This is a genomic window from Luteimonas sp. A478 (assembly GCF_054052025.1).
Genome location: NZ_JBSVRF010000006.1, coordinates 21,970 through 39,163, shown reverse-complemented (window position 1 = coordinate 39,163; position 17,194 = coordinate 21,970). Strand labels below are relative to the sequence as shown.

At 67.5% G+C, this 17,194-nt stretch carries 16 protein-coding genes; 5 read left to right on the top strand and 11 right to left on the bottom strand.

Features of this window, described 5'->3' with window-relative positions; genetic code table 11:
- Positions 1-13: 13 nt before the first annotated feature.
- The gene (locus ACW7G3_RS11915; protein ID WP_456982966.1) at positions 14-691 is read left to right on the top strand and encodes a HutD/Ves family protein; all 678 of its coding nucleotides are present in this window, start codon (positions 14-16) and stop codon (positions 689-691) included.
- Here ACW7G3_RS11915 and ACW7G3_RS11910 read toward each other — a convergent pair.
- The 8 genes from ACW7G3_RS11910 to ACW7G3_RS11875 all read right to left on the bottom strand — a co-directional run bounded on the left by ACW7G3_RS11910 (position 671) and on the right by ACW7G3_RS11875 (position 9,445).
- Entirely contained in the window at positions 671-2,926 is a 2,256-nt protein-coding gene (locus ACW7G3_RS11910; protein ID WP_456982965.1) for a TonB-dependent receptor domain-containing protein, read from the bottom strand. The two genes, ACW7G3_RS11915 and ACW7G3_RS11910, sit on opposite strands and share 21 nt — an antisense overlap.
- Before the next feature lie 204 nt (positions 2,927-3,130).
- On the bottom strand, positions 3,131-3,463 hold the full coding sequence (locus ACW7G3_RS11905) for a non-heme iron oxygenase ferredoxin subunit (RefSeq protein ID WP_456982964.1): 333 nt from the start codon (positions 3,461-3,463) through the stop codon (positions 3,131-3,133).
- Positions 3,450-4,052 (bottom strand): GNAT family N-acetyltransferase, encoded by a 603-nt coding sequence (locus ACW7G3_RS11900; RefSeq protein WP_456982963.1) that lies wholly within the window; start codon positions 4,050-4,052, stop codon positions 3,450-3,452. The genes ACW7G3_RS11905 and ACW7G3_RS11900 overlap by 14 nt, the downstream gene beginning before the upstream one ends.
- Before the next feature lie 94 nt (positions 4,053-4,146).
- Positions 4,147-5,370 (bottom strand): cysteine desulfurase, encoded by a 1,224-nt coding sequence (locus ACW7G3_RS11895; RefSeq protein ID WP_456982962.1) that lies wholly within the window; start codon positions 5,368-5,370, stop codon positions 4,147-4,149.
- A 35-nt stretch (positions 5,371-5,405) separates the two neighbouring features.
- Positions 5,406-6,656: a Fe-S cluster assembly protein SufD gene (sufD, locus tag ACW7G3_RS11890; protein WP_456982961.1), complete on the bottom strand. Its 1,251-nt coding sequence runs from the start codon at positions 6,654-6,656 to the stop codon at positions 5,406-5,408.
- Positions 6,653-7,414, bottom strand: a complete 762-nt coding sequence (gene sufC, locus ACW7G3_RS11885) for a Fe-S cluster assembly ATPase SufC (RefSeq protein WP_456974946.1) — start codon at positions 7,412-7,414, stop codon at positions 6,653-6,655. The genes sufD and sufC overlap by 4 nt, the downstream gene beginning before the upstream one ends.
- Positions 7,415-7,493: 79 nt before the next feature.
- Complete coding sequence (gene sufB / locus ACW7G3_RS11880; protein ID WP_456974944.1) at positions 7,494-8,966, bottom strand: Fe-S cluster assembly protein SufB; 1,473 nt, start codon at positions 8,964-8,966, stop codon at positions 7,494-7,496.
- Positions 8,967-8,980: 14 nt separating this feature from the next.
- A complete protein-coding gene (locus tag ACW7G3_RS11875) occupies positions 8,981-9,445 on the bottom strand; it encodes an SUF system Fe-S cluster assembly regulator (protein ID WP_456974942.1) in 465 nt (154 codons plus the stop codon).
- Positions 9,446-9,630: 185 nt separating this feature from the next.
- On the opposite strand from ACW7G3_RS11875, the gene ACW7G3_RS11870 reads away from it, so the two are divergent.
- The gene (locus ACW7G3_RS11870) at positions 9,631-10,131 is read left to right on the top strand and encodes an SET domain-containing protein (protein ID WP_456974940.1); all 501 of its coding nucleotides are present in this window, start codon (positions 9,631-9,633) and stop codon (positions 10,129-10,131) included.
- A 44-nt stretch (positions 10,132-10,175) separates the two neighbouring features.
- Here the strand turns inward: ACW7G3_RS11870 and ACW7G3_RS11865 are convergent, their stop codons facing one another.
- The 3 genes from ACW7G3_RS11865 to ACW7G3_RS11855 form a co-directional block, all read right to left on the bottom strand.
- Complete coding sequence (locus ACW7G3_RS11865; RefSeq protein WP_456982959.1) at positions 10,176-10,607, bottom strand: hypothetical protein; 432 nt, start codon at positions 10,605-10,607, stop codon at positions 10,176-10,178.
- A gap of 38 nt (positions 10,608-10,645) precedes the next feature.
- A complete protein-coding gene (locus tag ACW7G3_RS11860) occupies positions 10,646-11,260 on the bottom strand; it encodes a M23 family metallopeptidase (protein ID WP_456982958.1) in 615 nt (204 codons plus the stop codon).
- Between the two features lie 305 nt (positions 11,261-11,565).
- Positions 11,566-11,955 carry an HU family DNA-binding protein gene (locus ACW7G3_RS11855; RefSeq protein WP_456975221.1) on the bottom strand — a complete coding sequence of 130 codons (390 nt, stop codon included), beginning with the start codon at positions 11,953-11,955 and terminating at the stop codon, positions 11,566-11,568.
- Positions 11,956-12,240: 285 nt separating this feature from the next.
- Between ACW7G3_RS11855 and ACW7G3_RS11850 the strand changes: the two genes are divergently transcribed.
- The 3 genes from ACW7G3_RS11850 to ACW7G3_RS11840 all read left to right on the top strand — a co-directional run bounded on the left by ACW7G3_RS11850 (position 12,241) and on the right by ACW7G3_RS11840 (position 17,192).
- Positions 12,241-12,675, top strand: a complete 435-nt coding sequence (locus ACW7G3_RS11850) for an OsmC family protein (protein ID WP_456982956.1) — start codon at positions 12,241-12,243, stop codon at positions 12,673-12,675.
- 84 nt (positions 12,676-12,759) lie between these two features.
- Positions 12,760-14,454, top strand: a complete 1,695-nt coding sequence (locus tag ACW7G3_RS11845) for an amidohydrolase (protein WP_456982955.1) — start codon at positions 12,760-12,762, stop codon at positions 14,452-14,454.
- 137 nt (positions 14,455-14,591) lie between these two features.
- Entirely contained in the window at positions 14,592-17,192 is a 2,601-nt protein-coding gene (locus ACW7G3_RS11840; protein WP_456982953.1) for a bifunctional aspartate kinase/diaminopimelate decarboxylase, read from the top strand.
- The last annotated feature ends 2 nt before the right edge of the window (positions 17,193-17,194 follow it).

Sequence of the window (17,194 nt, the reverse complement as noted above, 5' to 3'; positions counted from 1 at the left end):
ATAAACTGCGCGGATGTTGCCCCTGCCGCCCACAGCCCAGGTCTTGCCGGCCAACATGCATCGCCGCGAGCGCTGGCGTAACGGGCTGGGCTGGACCCGGGCGATCATGGCCTGGCCGGATGACGGGGACTGGCTGTGGCGGCTGTCAGTGGCGGAGATCGAACAGGCCGCGCCCTGGTCGCTGTTCCCGGGGATCGCCCGCGATCAGGTGCTGGTGGAAGGCGAGGGGCTGAGGCTGCGCTTTGGCGACGGCCGGGTGGAAGAACTCCTGCCCCCTCACGGACGTGCCCGCTATGACGGCGGAGAGGCTGTGACGGGTGAGCCCATCGACGGCCGCGCCGTGGCGCTGAACCTGATGTGGCGGCGTGACAGGCTGGAGATTGACGTGTGGCGTCGCCCGCTGGTCGGGCCGATGCTGTTTTTCGCCGGTCCGGCGGAAGGCTGGCTCCTGTACCTGCTGGCAGGGCAGGGCCGTTTCGACCACGCCAGCGGCCTGCCACCGCTGGAACGGGGGGATGCCGCGGTGCTGGCGTCCGCGCAGCGGAGCCGGTTCATGCTCGATGGCGGCGGCGAACTGATCGCCATGCGTCTGCGTCCACGGGAAGCAGCGCCGCCGGAGCGCGGCTTGCACGCTCCGGCGGATCCAGGTCCCGGTCCAGGTTCAGTCGGCTCAGAAGCCGACGTTGACTGACAGCCAGAGGCGGCGGCCTTCCTGCAGCGTGCCGGTGACCGAGCGGCCGATCTGGGTGTAGTGCGATCCCCAGCCGGTAGCGCCGGTGTTGGTCACGTAGTAGTCGCCGTCAAGGAAGTCCTTGTCCAGCAGGTTGTAGATGGTGGCGTTGAAGGTCACGCTGTCGGAAGCGCGCCAGGATCCACCCAGGTGGAATTGGGTGTAGGAATGCAGCTTGCCCAGCCCGTCCACGATGGCCTGGTCGGCCGGACTGAGGTTTCCGTAGAGATTGGTGAACCGATCGCGCTCGCCGCGATACTCACCGCGCAGCCACAGGCTGAGGGTGTCGGTGGCTTCCCAGTCCAGGTTGGCGTTGACCGAATGCTTGGCCTGGTTGGTGAACGGAGCGCCGCGGTCCTCGCCACTCTTCTGCTCGGTGTCGGCCCAGGTCCAGTTGCCGCCCATCGACCACGCATCAGCGAACTGCCAGCGTGCGGCCAGCTCCACGCCCTGGCTGGTGGCTTCGCCCACGTTGGTGTTCTGGGCAAAGCTGTCCTGGGTAAAGCCGCTGCCCAGGTCCATGCAGCCCGGCAGGCCGGGGTTGGCCGCGGCCCAGCAGTTCGCCACCGGGGTGCCGGTGCTGATCATGTCCTCGAACTCGGTGTGGAACAGGGTCAGGTTGGCGTTGAAGCCTTGCTGGCCGTCGTAATAGAAGCCGATCTCGTGATTGCGGCTGGTCTCGGGCTTCAGGTGCGGGCTGCCGATGGTGATGGTCCGTCCCTGGCCGGTGGCGCCATTGATGCCGTCATGGAGCTGGTTGACGGAAGGGGTGCGATAGCCGCGGCTGACGCCGCCCTTCAGGGTCCAGCGGTCGCTGGCCGACCAGGTCAGGTAGATCCGCGGGCTGAAGTGGCCACCAAAGGCGTCGTGGCTTTCATAGCGGCCGCCGAAGGTGAGGCCCATCGGATCGATGATCCGCCATTCGTCTTCCACGAACACCGCCCAGGAGCTGCGTTCGAAGCGCTCCGAGGTGATGCCGTCCTCGACTTCGGCGTCGATGTACTGGCCGCCCACGCTGAGGGTGTGGGCGGCCCCAACGGAAGCCACCAGGCGCGTATCCAGGATCAGGTCACGTGATTCAAGCGCGCGCGGCGCGCCGCCCACGATCCCGGGGAAGTTGTCCCAGGCCTGGCCGATGGTGCCGGGGATGGTGCGGCCGATGGTTTCGGTGGTTTTCCAGGTCACCGCGCTTTCCCACAGGCCGATGTCCAGCGAACCGCGGTGGGCCAGCACAGCCTGCTCGCGGTTGAAGCGCAGCTCGTCGGCATAACCGGCGGCGCTGTTGTCGGGAGTGGTGCAACCGGACACCGCGTTGCCGGCCCAGCCGTCCAGGGTGCCGAGCTGGCAGTCGTCGTTGTCATACACCTGCCGGCCCTGCTCCAGATCCAGCGAAACCTCGTGGAACTCGTTGGGAGTCAAGGTCAGGCGCGCGCCCCAGTTGCTGTTGCGCCCTTCCACGGCCGCGGCGCCGCGGCGGCTGACCGCCGCGTCGTTGCCGAACTGCAGGTCGGAAGCGCCGCGGTCGTGGATGCTGCCGCGGATGGCCAGCCCCAGACGGTCGGCGACCAGCGGGCCGGCGATGTAAAGGTTCGCGCCGCTGCTGGCGCCGTAGCCGCGGTCTTGCTGGAAGGTGTGGTTGAGGCCGATCGAGCCCGACCAGCTGTCGGCAACACGACGGGTGATGATGTTGACCACGCCGCCCACCGCGTCGGAGCCGTACAGGGTCGACATCGGGCCGCGGATCACTTCGATGCGCTCGATGGCCGACAGCGGCGGCATGAAGCTGTTGGAGGTTTCGCCAAAGCCGTTGGGGGTGATGTCGCCGCCGTTGTTCTGGCGGCGCCCGTCCACCAGCACCAGGGTGTAGGCGCTGGGCATGCCGCGGATGCTGATGTCCAGGCCGCCGGTCTTGCCAGTGCCCTGGTTGATGTCCACGCCCTCCACGTCGCCCAGGGCCTGGGCCAGGTTGGCGTACTGCTTGCGCTCGAGCTCTTCGCGGCTGATGACGCTGATGCTGGCGGGCGCGTCGGTGATCTTCTGCTCGAAGCCCGAAGCGGTGACCACGATGGTGTCGAAGTCGACGGTGCTGGGCGAGGGGTCGGGCTCGGCGGCAGCAGGGGCGGCGGCAAAGGCCAGGGCAATGGTTGTGGCAAGCAGGGTGCGCCGCTGCACGGACTTGCGGTTGCGTGGGGACATCAACAGCTCCAGGTTCGTAGTTGCTCTCTCGACCTGGGTTGGCGGCGGCTGCCAGGCGGGGAAGGAAATGGAGAAGTGCCGGACTCGAGGTCCGGCACGCTGGTGAGAATTGTAATGCGAATGGTTATTGTTTCAAGGGCCGGTCGATACGCTGGCTGCACGTCCAGCGATCATGGGTCCCGCGTGTGCTTGGGAGCAGCTTGTTCAGCCGCGGTCGTCGCGGGTCCAGACGGCGCCGTCGTGGACGCGGACAGGAAATTTCACTGCTGGCGCGTACGCGGGCGGACACAGGGCCCGTCCGTCGCTGACATCGAACTTCGCACCGTGCAGGACGCACTCGATGGTGCCGGTGGCCGGGTCGAACTCCCCGGCGGACAGTTCGAAATCCTCATGGCTGCAGCGGTCTTCCAGCGCGTAGAGGTCGCCGTCGCGGTTGAACACCAGGATCGGGGTGTCCCCGTCCCAGGCCACCTGCATTTCGCCGGGCAGCAGTTCGGAAGTTACGCAGACGCGGATCCAGCCTTCAGTGTCCATCATGTTCATCTTCTTCAGGTTTGGCGTCGGTTTCCGCAACGGCGCCGGGCGACAGGCTCTTCTCCAGCACCTCGAAGCGCAGGTCGTCGCGCTTTGGCATGCCGAAACGCGGATCGCCGTAGGGAAAGGGCTCGAAAACACCGGTGCGGCGGTAACCGCGGCGTTGGTACCAGGCGATCAGCTCGGCGCGCTGCACGATCACCTGCATGCGCATGGTGGCCAGCTTCCAGTCCTCGCGGGCGATGCGCTCGCACTCCTCCAGCACCGCGCGGCCGGTACCCGAGCCCTGCAGCTGCGGCCGGACCGAGAACATGCCGAAATAGCCGGTGCCGTCGTCTTCGACGGCCACGTGGGCGCAGGCCAGCAGGGCGTCTTCGCCGGTCGCGTCCGGCGCGCCGGCCAGCAGCACGATGCTGCGCGGACGCTCGATGTCGGCGCGCAGCACCTCCGGGTCGATCCGGGGACCGTCCAGCAGGTCGGCCTCGGTGGTCCAGCCGACGCGACTGGCATCGCCGCGGTAGGCGGATGTCACCAGTTCGACGATGGCATTGATGTCGGCAACCGTCGCCGGCCTGAATTCCAGTCTGGTCATGCAGAAAATCAACCCGTAGGAGCGCGCCTTGCGCGCGAAACCGCGTGAATCATGCCACCACGACGCACGGCCCGTAATCCGCGCGCCGTCCAGTTCAGCCGAGCAGCGTGCGGACCTTGTGCAGGCCGCTGATGAAAGCCTCGATTTCCTCGTGGGTGTTGTAGAACGCCAGCGAGGCACGGCAGGTGGCGGCCACCCCGTAGTACTGCAGCAGCGGGTGGGCGCAGTGCTGGCCCGAGCGCACCGCAATGCCCTCCAGGTCCAGCAGCGTGGCCAGGTCGTGGGCGTGGGCGCCTTTCACCAGGAATGACACCACCGCAGCCTTCTCCGGCGCGCGGCCGATGATGCGCACGCCGTCGATGCGGTCCATCTCTTCGGTCAGGTGGGCCAGCAGTTCGGCTTCCCGCGCCTGGATATGGGCCATGCCAATGCCGTCGAGGTAATCGACCGCCGCGCCAAGGCCGATGAAGCCGGCGATGTTGGGCGTGCCCGCTTCGAAGCGGTGCGGCGGATCATTGAACACGGTGCCGTCGAAGCTCACTTCCTTGATCATCTCGCCGCCGCCGATGAACGGCGGCATCGCCTCAAGGTGTTCGCGACGCGCCCACAGCGCGCCGGTGCCGGTTGGGCCGCACATCTTGTGGCCGGTGAACACATAGAAATCGCAGCCGATCGCAGTCACGTCCACCGCGCGGTGGGGCAGGGCCTGCGAGCCGTCCACCAGGGTGGCGATGCCGCGCCGGCGGGCCTCGCGACAGATGTCGCGCACCGGGTTCACGGTGCCGAGCAGGTTGGAGACATGGGTGAGCGCGAGCAGCTTCACGTCCGGGGTCATCGCGGCATGCAGCGCGTCCAGGTCCAGGCTGCCGTCGGGCTGGATCTCGGCCACGCGGATGCTGGCGCCGGTGCGCTCGGCCGCCAGCTGCCAGGGCACGATGTTGGCGTGGTGTTCCATGCGCGAGACCAGGATCGTGTCGCCGGCCTTGAGCCGCGGCAGCGCCCACGAATACGCCACCAGGTTGATGGCGAACGTGGTGCCGCTGCACAGCACCAGATCCTCCGGGCGGGCATTGATGAAACCGGCGAGCTTGCTGCGCGCGCCCTCGTAGGCCTCGGTGGCCTCGCTGCCGAGCTGGTGCACGGCGCGGCTGACGTTGGCGTTCTGATGGCGGTAGAAGCGGTCCACCGCTTCGATCACGACCGCCGGCTTCTGCGCGGTGTTGGCGCTGTCCAGGTACACCAGCGGCTTGCCGTGTACCTGGCGCTGCAACAGCGGAAAGTCAGCGCGGACGCTCTCCCAATCCACGGCCGGGGCCATTCCGCCGGGGGCGCTGGCCCCTTCCGCCCGGACGCTCATCCTCCGGCCACGCCCGAGACGGTTTCCAGGGTGGCGGTCAGGCGGGCGTCCATCGCCTCGCGCAGGGCCGGGTCCTGCACCGCAGCCAGCGGCTCGCGGGTAAAGGCCTGGGTCAGCAGCACCCGCGCCTCGCGCTCGGACAGGCCGCGCGAGCGCATGTAGAACAGCGCGCTCTCGTCCAGCTGGCCAACGGTGGCGCCGTGGGCGGCTTCCACTTCGTCGGCGTGGATCACCAGGATCGGCTGGGTGTCGATCTCGGCATCGGGCGACAGCAGCAGGTTCTTGTTGGAGAGCCGGGCATCGGTGCCGTCGGCGCCGGCCTCGATGGTAATGCCGCCGTGGAACACGACCCGGCCGCGACCGGTGCCGATTCCGCGCCAGAGCAGGCCGCAGGAGGTGTTGGCGGCAATGTGTTCGATGTCCAGGCGGGTGTCCAGGTGGCGGCGTCCGGCGGCCAGCAGCACGCCGTTGGCATCCAGGCGGGCCTCGTCGCCGATCAGGCGCACGTTGAGCTCATGGCGCGAGAGCGCGCCGCCCAGCTCCACATCAACCCGGCGGTAGTGGGACGATTCGGCCAGCTCGGCCTCGGTGCGCAGGAATGCGGTGGCGCCATCGGATCCCGCCTGGGTGCGTGCGTGCTCCAGCTCGGCATTGGCGCCCAGGCTGATCTCCATCAGCGCGTTGTCCAGGTGGCGGTGCTCACCGGAAACGATGTGGTGTTCGGCGACAGCCAGGCGGCCGCCTTCGCCAATGTCGATCCGGTGGCGCAGGTGCCAGGCCAGTTCGGCGCCGTCCTGCGGCGCGCCCACGAAGACCAGCTGCAGCGGCTGCTCCACACGGGTGCCGGCAGGTACGCGCACCTGCACGCCCTGTTCGGCCAGGCTGGTCGCCAGCCGGGCGAAGACGGCGTCGCTGTCGGCGTAGCGCGCATCATTGCTGCCGGTGCCCGCCTCGGTGGTGACTTCGATGGCTTCATCCAGGCCGCTGCGATCCGACAGCGACTCGGAGAACCGGCCGTTGACGAACACCAGGCGCGGCGCGGCGATGCCGGCCAGCAGGGACGGATCAATCTCAACCGCGTCCCGGGAAGAGATGAACTCGCGACGCTCAAGCGCGCGCAGCGGGGTGTACTTCCACGCTTCGCTGCGGGGCCCGGGCAGGCCGTCGCCAAGCGTTGCGTCAAGCGCTGCGCGGCGGGCGGCATCGCCCTGGAAGCCGCTGGCCAGCGACTGCAGCAGGGTACTCATGCTGCCTCCGGGGAAATGCGGTCCTTGACCCAGGCGTAGCCGTGCTCTTCCAGCTGCTCGGCCAGCTCCGGTCCGCCGCTCTCGACGATGCGGCCGTCGGCCAGCACGTGGACCACGTCGGGACGGATGTAGTCCAGCAGGCGCTGGTAGTGGGTGATGACCAGGAACGCGCGGTCGGGCGAGCGCAGGGCATTGACGCCCTCGGCCACGTGGCGCAGGGCGTCGATGTCGAGCCCCGAGTCGGTCTCGTCCAGGATCGCCAGCTTCGGCTCCAGCACGGCCATCTGGAAGATCTCGTTGCGCTTTTTCTCACCGCCCGAGAAGCCTTCGTTGACGCCGCGGTGCAGCAGCTTGTCGTCCAGGTGCAGCACGGCCAGCTTCTCGCGCACCAGCTTGAGGAACGCCATGGAGTCCAGCTCTTCCTCGCCACGCGCCTTGCGCTGGGCGTTGAGCGAGCTGCGCAGGAAATAGGTGTTGTTCACGCCCGGGATCTCGACCGGGTACTGGAAGGCCAGGAACAGGCCGGCGGCGGCGCGCTCCTCCGGCTCCAGGTCCAGCAGCGGCTGGCCTTCGAATTCGACGGTGCCTTCGGTGATGTCATAGCCATCGCGCCCGGCGAGGATGTTGCCCAGCGTGGACTTGCCGGCGCCGTTGGGGCCCATGATGGCGTGCACCTTGCCCGGCTGCAGGTCCAATGAAAGGCCCTTGAGGATTTCGCGGCCGTTGATGCTCGCGTGGAGGTTTTCGATCTTCAGCATGATGTGTTTCCCGTGAGGCGGCGCGGGCCGCCAGTTGCTTGTCTGTTTGCGGGCCGGGCCCGTCCTGCGGATGGAAGGGTCAGCCGACGCTGCCTTCCAGCGAGATATCGAGCAGTGCCTTGGCCTCGATCGCGAACTCCATTGGCAGCTCGCGGAAGACCGTTTTGCAGAAGCCGTCGACGATCAGGCTGATCGCGTCTTCCTCGGAGATCCCGCGCGAGCGGCAATAGAACATCTGGTCGTCGCTGATCTTGGAGGTGGTGGCCTCGTGCTCGAGGGTGGCGGTCGGATTCTTGACCTCGATGTAGGGGAAGGTGTGCGCGCCGCAATTCTTGCCGATCAGCAGCGAATCGCATTCGGTGAAGTTGCGCGCGCCGTCGGCGTTGCGGTCCATCTTCACCAGTCCGCGGTAGGTGTTCTGTCCGTGCCCGGCGCTGATGCCCTTGCTGATGATCTTCGACTTGGTGCGCTTGCCGATGTGGATCATCTTGGTGCCGGTATCGGCCTGCTGGCGGTGGTGGGTGAGCGCCACGGAGTAGAACTCGCCGACCGAGTCGTCGCCCAGCAGCACGCAGGAGGGGTATTTCCAGGTGATTGCCGAGCCGGTTTCCACCTGGGTCCAGGTCACCTTGCTGCGATCACCGCGGCACTCGGCGCGCTTGGTCACGAAGTTGTAGATGCCGCCGACGCCGTTCTCGTCGCCCGGGTACCAGTTCTGCACGGTGGAGTACTTGATTTCGGCGTCTTCCAGCGCCACCAGCTCGACCACCGCGGCGTGCAGCTGGTTCTCATCGCGCATCGGCGCGGTGCAGCCCTCCAGGTAGGACACGTGGCCCTTGTCCTCGCAGATGATCAGGGTGCGCTCGAACTGGCCGGTGTGGTTGGCATTGATGCGGAAATAGGTGCTCAGCTCCATCGGGCAGCGCACGCCCTTGGGGATGTAGACGAAGCTGCCATCGGAGAACACCGCCGAGTTCAGCGCGGCGAAGTAGTTGTCACCCACCGGTACCACGGTGCCCAGGTACTGCTTCACCAGCTCCGGGTGCTCCTGGATGGCCTCGGACATGGAGCAGAAGATCACCCCGGCTTCCCTCAGCTCCTTCTGGAAGGTGGTGCCCACGGAAACCGAGTCGAACACCGCGTCCACGGCCACGCCGGCAAGCCTGGCGCGTTCGTGCAGCGGCACGCCGAGCTTTTCATAGGTGTCCAGCAGTTCCTGCGGCACCTCGTCCAGGGACTGGTACTTGGGCCCCTTGGGCGCGGAAAAGTAGCTCAGCGCCTGCAGGTCGATCGGCTCGATGTTCAGCCGGGCCCAGCGCGGCACCGGCATGGTCAGCCAGTGGCGGTAGGCGGCCAGGCGCCATTCGAGCATCCACTCGGGCTCTTCCTTCTTCGCGGAAAGCGCGCGGATGGTGTCTTCGTCCAGCCCTGGCGGGAACGACTCGGACTCGATGTCGGTGATGAAGCCGGCCGCGTACTTGCGGCCGAGCTGCTCGTGGACCAGCGCGTTGGGGCGCTCTTCCAATACGGGTTCGATGATCTGGGTGGCCATAGGCTGCCTGTATTTCAGTTGCCGGCGAGGCGGGCGTCGATGCGCCTGCCCCCGGACGGGGGTGGGGGAGGAACCGGTGCGTCGTCAAACATCTGCGCCAGACTCACGTCGCGCAGCGCCGCGGCGACCACATCGTTGATGCGGCGCCAGTTGGCGCGCACGCCGCACTGGCTGGCGATGCCGCACACGTGCTCTTCGAGACTGCATTCGGTCATGGCGATCGGGCCTTCCATGGCCTCGACGATCTCGAGCAGGCTGATGTCCCGCGGTGCGCGGGCCAGCCGGTAGCCGCCGTGGGCGCCGCGGAACCCTTCCACCAGGCCGGCCTGGGCCAGTGGCTTGAGCACCTTGCTCACGGTGGGTGTTTCCAGGCCGGCGCGCTCGGCCAGTTCGGCCGCGCTCAGCACGGTCTCGGGCTGGGCGGCAAGCACGGTCAGCACCACGGTGGCGTAGTCGGTGAGGCGGGTAACGCGGAGCATGCGGGGGCGGGAACTCCAATGAGGACCGAAATTGTACTCTTTCGCGCTTCGCGGCTCAAATACCCGCAGCTCCCCGGAGCTGTCGATGTTCAGCTTGCGCCGCAGTCGTTGGTCCCACGCGCGCTTGTCGCATCCCCGCCCGCGGTTGGCCACAATAGCGGCCCGATCGCTCACATCCGTTGCCGATGCCCCAGAAAAAGAAGAAGGAAAAGAAGATCGAGGCCCGCCTGTCGCCGATCCATGGCAACGGCGTCTTCGCCACCGCCGATATCGCTGCCGGCGAGCGGATCATCCGCTACAAAGGCGACCTGCGGACCCACGATGAAGTCGACGAGGAGTACGGCGGCCAGGAGGAGAACGGGCACACCTTCCTGTTCACCGTCAACGACGAATACGTGATCGACGGCAACCACAACTCCAACGTTGCGCGCTGGATCAACCACAGCTGCGATCCCAACTGCGAGGCGGTGGTGGAGGAGGACGACAAGGGCAGGTCGCACAAGGACAAGGTGTTCATCGAGGCGATCAGCGACATCGCCGCGGGCGAGGAGCTGACCTACAACTACGGCATCGTGCTGGATGAGCGGCACACGCCGAAGCTGAAGAAACTCTGGGCCTGTCGCTGCGGCGCGGACAACTGCACCGGCACCATGCTGCAGCCCAAGCGGCGGCGCTCCGGGTCCTGATCGGCCACGGGCAGGCACAATGCCCGCCCGTCAATACACGCCCGTCAGTCCGGCAGGGTGAGCTCGCGTCGGCGCGGGCGCAGCCAGGCCAGCAGCATGCCCAGCAGGCCCGCGGCCACCAGGTCCAGTACGGACTGGCGCAGCATCAGCGACAACGGCAGCGGCTGGGCCGCATGGACCAGCAGATGCCAGGGTACGAACGACACCAGGCCGATGGCGATCCCGAACGCCAGGCCCTGTTGCAGCCGCACTTCGTCGCTGTCGTGGAGGCGGTAGTAAAGCCAGGTCATCGATAGGCCGATGAGCGCATAGGCGATCAGGATCCAGCCGAAGCGGGCGCTGGCCTCGGCCTGGCTGCGGTACAGCTCGGCGTGGGCGATGTAATCGCCACGCAGCAGCAGCCCGTGGACGACAAGGCCAAGTACCAGTGCGGTCATGCCGACCATCACGCTGCAGATCCAGAACCGCTTGCCCATGGAAATTCCCGCCTGGCCCCTGTGGCTTGTGCCCGATGCTAACGCGTGGCGTCCGGTGGCTCCAGCCTGGCGGCAGCTGCCAGCAGCAGCGGCAGCGGATCGTAGGCGCCGTCGGTGCGATAGACGCCGTAGTGCAGGTGTGGCGGCGTGCCGCTTGCATTGCCGGTGTCGCCCACACTGCCCAGCACGCTGCCGGGCAGGACTACGTCACCCACCGCAAGATCTGGAGCCCAGTCGTCCAGGTGGGCGTAGTAGTGGCGTTCGTTGGCCGGGCCAAGCACCCACACCTGGCGGCCGCCGAGTCCGCTCTCGCGGATGGCCACGACCAGTCCCGGGGTGGCGCTGAGGACATCCGTGCCGCGGGGAGCAAAGATATCGACGCCCTCATGCCGGCGATCCGCACCCCGCGGGGCCCCATAGGTGTCGGCAATACGCGAAGCCTGCACATCGCGTACCGGCATGGACAGGGTGTCGGGAGGTGGCATGCGGGCCAGTTGCCAGCTCATCTTCGGCTTGGCCATGAACGGCTGTTGCCATGCCCAGCCCGCCAGATACGCGCCGGCCACCAGCAAAATGGCCCAGGCGATGAGGGTGCGGGCTGCAGGTCCATAGTCCTTGCGGGTCGGCGTTGGCGGGGTATTCGCATCCGGCATTGTCTGCACGGTGGGCCAGGGCCAATGAACGTGACGTCGGCAATCCGGCGGACACCCATGCTCCTGCGATCCGCAAGCCGAGCCCCGTCGTGGCCGGGAGGCCTTCGCAGCGAAGTAAAGGAGGAGGCATCCGCCGCAGGCGGAGGCCGGGGGACATGAGCAGCGAAGGCCTCCCGGCCGCGACGGGGCCCTTCAGGTCCCAGCGAAACACATCGAAGGAACAGCACTTCTCCACAAAAAAGGCCGGCACCCATTGGGGGCCGGCCTTTCAGATTTCGGGGCACGAAGCCCCAGCAATCGGCAAATCAGATAGCGGCGTCTTTCAGCTTCTTCAGCGCACGCACCTTGACCTTGACCGAGGCGGGCTTGGCGGCAAACACCTGCTCTTCCTTGGTGAACGGATTGATGCCCTTGCGCTTGGGCTTGGCCGGCACCTTGGTCGAGGTGATCTTCAGCATCCCGGGCAGGGTGAACGAACCCGCGCCGCGCTTGCTCAGCGAACCGGCGATGGTGTCATCCAGGGCGGCCAGAACAGCGCGCACATCCTTGGCCGCGAGGTCGGTGCTCTCGGCAAGATGGGAAATCAGACCGGCCTTGGTCAGCGGCTCCTTGATCGCCTTGGGAGCTGCGGCCTTGGCGGTCGCCTTCTTTACAGCGGCCTTCTTGGTCGCCTTCTTCACTGCTGTCTTCGCCATGTTTCCTGTTCCGTATGGAGGTGGAGTGGTGGTCTGGCCGATCGCATCGGCAGTTGGAATGTAGGACAAGAAGGGGGCGAGGCCAATAGAGAACTGCAAAAAACAGCGATTTTTACGCTCTGGACGGCTTTTTACAGCCCCTTCCGGTGCCGCGGGCGCGGCGGCCATCGCCACCAGCGCGCTGGGGAACCGGGCTGTGCATTGCCCCATGCTGACGGTGACGGACGCCACACGCACGTAACGGGGCGGGCCGTAGGCTTGAGCTCTTTGAAACGGAGCATGCACATGGGTATTTCACGCAAGGCCACCGCACGTTGGGAAGGCGACCTCAAATTCGGGCGCGGCAGTATCAGCACGCCCACCAGCGGGCTGATGCAGGACACCCCTTATGGCTTCAACAGCCGGTTTGCCGATGGCAAGGGCACCAACCCGGAAGAACTCATCGCCGCGGCACACGCAGGCTGTTTCACCATGGCGCTCGCCAACGCCCTGGCCGAGGCCGGGCACCCGGCCGATTCGCTGGACTCCCGGGCCGAAGTGGATCTGTCCACCGAAGGCGGGCCCACGTTGAGTGCGATCCGGCTGTTCACCAAGGCCAAGGTGCCGGGCATCGAGGAGACAAAGTTCCGCGCAATTGCCGATGACGCCAAACAGAACTGTCCGGTATCCCGGGCGCTCAGCGCGGTGCCGATCACGCTGGAGGCGGAATTGATCGGCTGAAGCCGGCAGCGCGCGCAGCAAGGTTTGCGGGTCCGCCGGGCGCCATGCATAGTGACCGCCGTTTCCGGGGATGGGGATTTCTGCATGCGTCGTCTGCTTCCGCTGGTGCTGGCCGGCCTGCTTGTACAGGGCTGTGCCCGCACCGAAGCTGTTTCCAATGATGTGGATGGGGTGCGGCTGCTGACAGCCGATCGCATCCACACTTCCGATCCAACGCGGCCGGTCGCCGAGGCCATGGCCTGGGATCGCGAGGGCCGGATCCTGGCGGTTGGCACCGCTGCGGACCTGCAGCGCGAGTGGCCTGGCGCCGAAGTGCTGGACATGGGCGGCGCCACGATCGTGCCGGGACTGATCGATGCGCATGGGCACCTGCTGAACTTCGGCTTCTCGCTGATGTGGGCGGACCTTGCCGGTGTGGACAGCAAGGCCGAGGTGGTTGCACGGCTGCAGGCCTATGCGCAGGATCTGCCCGAGGACAGCTGGGTGCTTGGGCGCGGCTGGGACCAGAACCTGTGGCCGGAGCGCGAGTTCCCGACCGCCGCCGATCTGGATGAAGCATTCCCCGACCGGCCGGTGTGGCTGGTGCGGGTGGATGGCCATGCGGGCTGGGGCAACTCGGAGGCGATGCGTCTCGCCCAGGCGCAGGAAGGCGCGCAATCCTTCGCCGGCGACTGGAATCCGCAGGGCAGCCGGATCGTGCGTGAGGGTGGCCAGGCCACCGGCGTGTTTGTCGGCGGTGGTGCGCGCCGCCTGGTTGAGCGTGTCATTCCCGAGCAGGACGAGGCGCTGCGCGAGCAGGCTTTGGACCGCGCGCTGGCCGCTGCTGTTGCGGTCGGACTGACAGGTGTGCACGACATGGGCGTCTCGCGGGACGACCTGGCCCTGTTCCGCCGCTTTGCCGATGAAGGCCGGCTGCCGCTGCGGATTGCAGCCTATGCCGCCGGTGACGGTGATGCGCTGGCGGATCTGTGTGCCAACGGCCTGTACACCCACGACGGCGGACGCCTGCGCATGCACGGGATCAAGCTGTTCATCGATGGCGCGCTGGGCAGTCGCGGTGCGGCACTGCTGGAGGAATACAGCGACGAGGCCGGAAACCACGGGCTGCTGGCCTACGAGCCCGACGTCTATGCCGGCATCGTGCGCCGCGCCCACGAGTGCGGCGTGCAGGTGACGACCCATGCGATTGGTGACCGCGGCAACCGCACCGTGCTGGATACCTATGCGAGCGTGCTTGGGGATGCGGTGGGTTCGGATCACCGCTGGCGCGTGGAACATGCCCAGATCGTGGCGGTCGAGGACATCCCGCGCTTTGCCGAAATGGGCGTGATTGCCTCCATGCAGCCGACCCATGCCACTTCGGATATGCCCTGGGCCGGCGATCGCGTGGGTGAAGAGCGACTCGCAGGTGCCTATGCCTGGCGCCGGTTCCTGGATGCGGGCGGACGCCTGGCTCTGGGGTCGGACTTCCCGGTCGAGTCGGCTGATCCGCGACTGGGGCTGTACGCGGCGGTCACCCGCCAGGACCGCGATGGCCAGCCCCCGGGTGGCTGGCTGCCGGACCAGAAACTCAGCGCCAGCGAAGCGCTGCACGGCTTCACAGCAGGCTCCGCCTGGGCCACCCGCAGCGAGGATGAGACCGGGCGCCTGGCGCCGGGCCTGCGCGCCGATTTCGTGGTGCTGGGCGAAGACCCGCTGCAGGTTCCAGGCCAGACACTGGACGAGCTGGTCATCCGCTCCACCTGGGTGGATGGGGAAGCCGTCTACAGCGCGGATTGATCCGCTGATCCACATGGCGTTCCTGTCGCGGGCCGGCAGCACCCGGTGTCGCGGCAGGAACCCGTTGGGCGGCAGGGCCGCAGCCGCCCTACAATGCTTGGCTACACCTGTCTGCCACGCCCGGAATCCTGCTGCCAATGCCCCAGATCGTCCCGTCGAACGCCCGCTGGATCGTCCTCAAGTTCGGAGGCACCAGCGTCTCCAAGCGTGAGCGCTGGGACACCATTGGACGGCTGGCCGCCGAACGGGCGCAACTGCACCAGGCGCGCGCACTGGTCGTGGTCTCGGCCCTGGCCGGGGTGACCAACGCGCTGCAGGAGATCGCCGACGGCAGCGTGGACACGCAGCAGGGCTTCGAGCGGTTGGCAGGGGTGCATCGCGACTTCGCCGCCGAGCTCGGGCTGGATGCCGAGCAGGTGCTGGAAGCGCGCCTGTCCACCCTTCAGGCCCTTGCAGTGGATGCGCGCGCCGCCGGACGTGCACTGGACTGGCAGGCCGAAGTGCTGGCCCAGGGCGAGCTGCTGTCGTCGACCCTCGGCGCGGCCTACCTGCGTGCCCAGGGCCTGGATTTCGGCTGGCTGGACGCGCGCGACTGGCTGCAGGCGCAGCGACTGCCGAACCAGACCGACTGGACCACGCGGATGGCCGCCACCGGTCGCCGCGAGGCGGATGACGAATGGCGCGGGCGCTTCGCCGCCCAGTCGGATGCGCCGCTGCTGCTGACCCAGGGCTTCATCGCCCGTCATGAAGACGGCGGCACCGCGCTGTTCGGGCGCAGCGGCTCGGACACCTCGGCGGCGCTGTTTGGCGGCCGGCTGCGGGCCGAGCGGGTGGAGATCTGGACCGACGTGCCGGGCATGTTCAGCGCCAATCCGCGCGAAGTGCCGGATGCACGCCTGCTGCAGCGGCTGGATTACGCCGAAGCCCAGGAAATCACCACTACCGGTGCCCGCGTGCTGCATCCGCGCGCGCTGGGCCCGTGCCGCGAAGCGGGCGTGCCGCTGGCGATCCTGGATACCGCACGTCCGGACCTGCCCGGCACGGTGATCGATGACGGCGCCGGCAGCGTGCCCGGGGTCAAGGCGATCAGCCGGCGCAGTGGGATCGTGCTGGTATCGATGGAAACGGTGGGCATGTGGCAGCAGGTCGGCTTCCTGGCCGATGTGTTCGAGATCTTCCGCGTGCACGGACTGTCGGTGGATCTGCTCGGCTCATCGGAGACCAACGTCACCGTATCGCTGGATTCAAGCGAGAACCTGGTCAGCACCGACGTGCTGGCGCGGCTGTCGGAAGACCTTGCCAGGTGCTGCCGGGTCAAGGTGATCGCGCCCTGCGCCTCGATCACCCTGGTTGGCCGCGGCATGCGCTCGCTGCTGCACAAGCTGTCGGACATCTGGGCCACCTTTGGCCAGGAGCGGGTGCACCTGATCTCGCAGTCCTCCAACGACCTCAACCTCACGTTCGTGATCGACGAGGCCGATGCCGACGGCATGCTGGGCACCCTGCATGCGCAGCTGATCGCCAGCGGCGCGATGCCGGCGCACGAGCAGGGCGTGTTCGGTCCGCGCTGGAGCGAGCTGTCCGGTACGGCGCGGGTGCGCGGCACTCCGTGGTGGCAGGGCCAGCGCGAGCAATTGCTGGCGCTGGCCGCCGCCGGCACGCCCACCTATGTGCACCACCTGCCAACGGTGCGCGAGCGAGCCCGGGCGCTGGCGGCGATGGCGCCGGTGGACCGCCGCTTCTACGCCATCAAGGCCAACCCGCACCCGGACATTCTCAATGCGCTGGCGGAGGAGGGCTTCGGCCTGGAATGCGTGTCGCTGGCCGAGCTGCGTCACGCGCGGGATTCGGTGCCCGGGCTGGAAGCCGGGCGGCTGCTGTTCACGCCCAGCTTCGCGCCGATCGACGAATACGCGGGCGCGTTCGAGCTGGGCGCCATCGTGACCCTGGACAACGTGGAAGCGCTGCGGCGCTGGCCGGATGTGTTCCGCGGCCGCAAGCTGTGGCTGCGGGTGGACCTGGGCCGCGGCGAAGGCCATCACGCCAAGGTCAAGACCGGCGGCGTGGCATCCAAGTTCGGCCTGCCGGTGGCGCGCATCGAGGAATTCATGGAGGCCGCGCGGCAGCTGGATATCCGCGTCGACGGCCTGCACGCCCATCTCGGCAGCGGGGTGGATACGCCTGAGCACTGGCGCTCGGTGTGTGACGAACTGGGCGGCATCGCCAACCGCATTGGCAGCATCGACACCATCGATATCGGTGGCGGGCTGCCGATTCCCTACCGCGCCGAGGACGAGCCGTTCGACCTGGAGGCCTGGAGCGCCGGCATCGCCGAGGTCAAGGCCGCCTATCCCGGCTACCGGATCGCGATCGAGCCGGGCCGCTACCTGGTGGCCGAGTGCGGCGTGCTGCTGCTGACCACCACTCAGGTGGTGGAAAAGCACGGCGTGCGTCGGGTCGGCGGCGATGCGGGCATGAATGCGCTGATGCGCCCCGCCCTGTACGAAGCCTGGCATGACATCCACAACCTGAGCCGGTTGGACGATGCCGACCTGGTCGATTTCGACGTGGTCGGCCCGATCTGCGAAACCGGCGACGTGCTGGGCACCGGCCGCCCGCTGCCCTCGGCCACCGCGCCTGGCGACGTGCTGCTGGTGGCCGACACCGGCGCCTACGGCATGGTCATGGCCAACACCTACAACCTGCGCGAACTGCCGCGCGTGGAGATCATCAAGTGAGT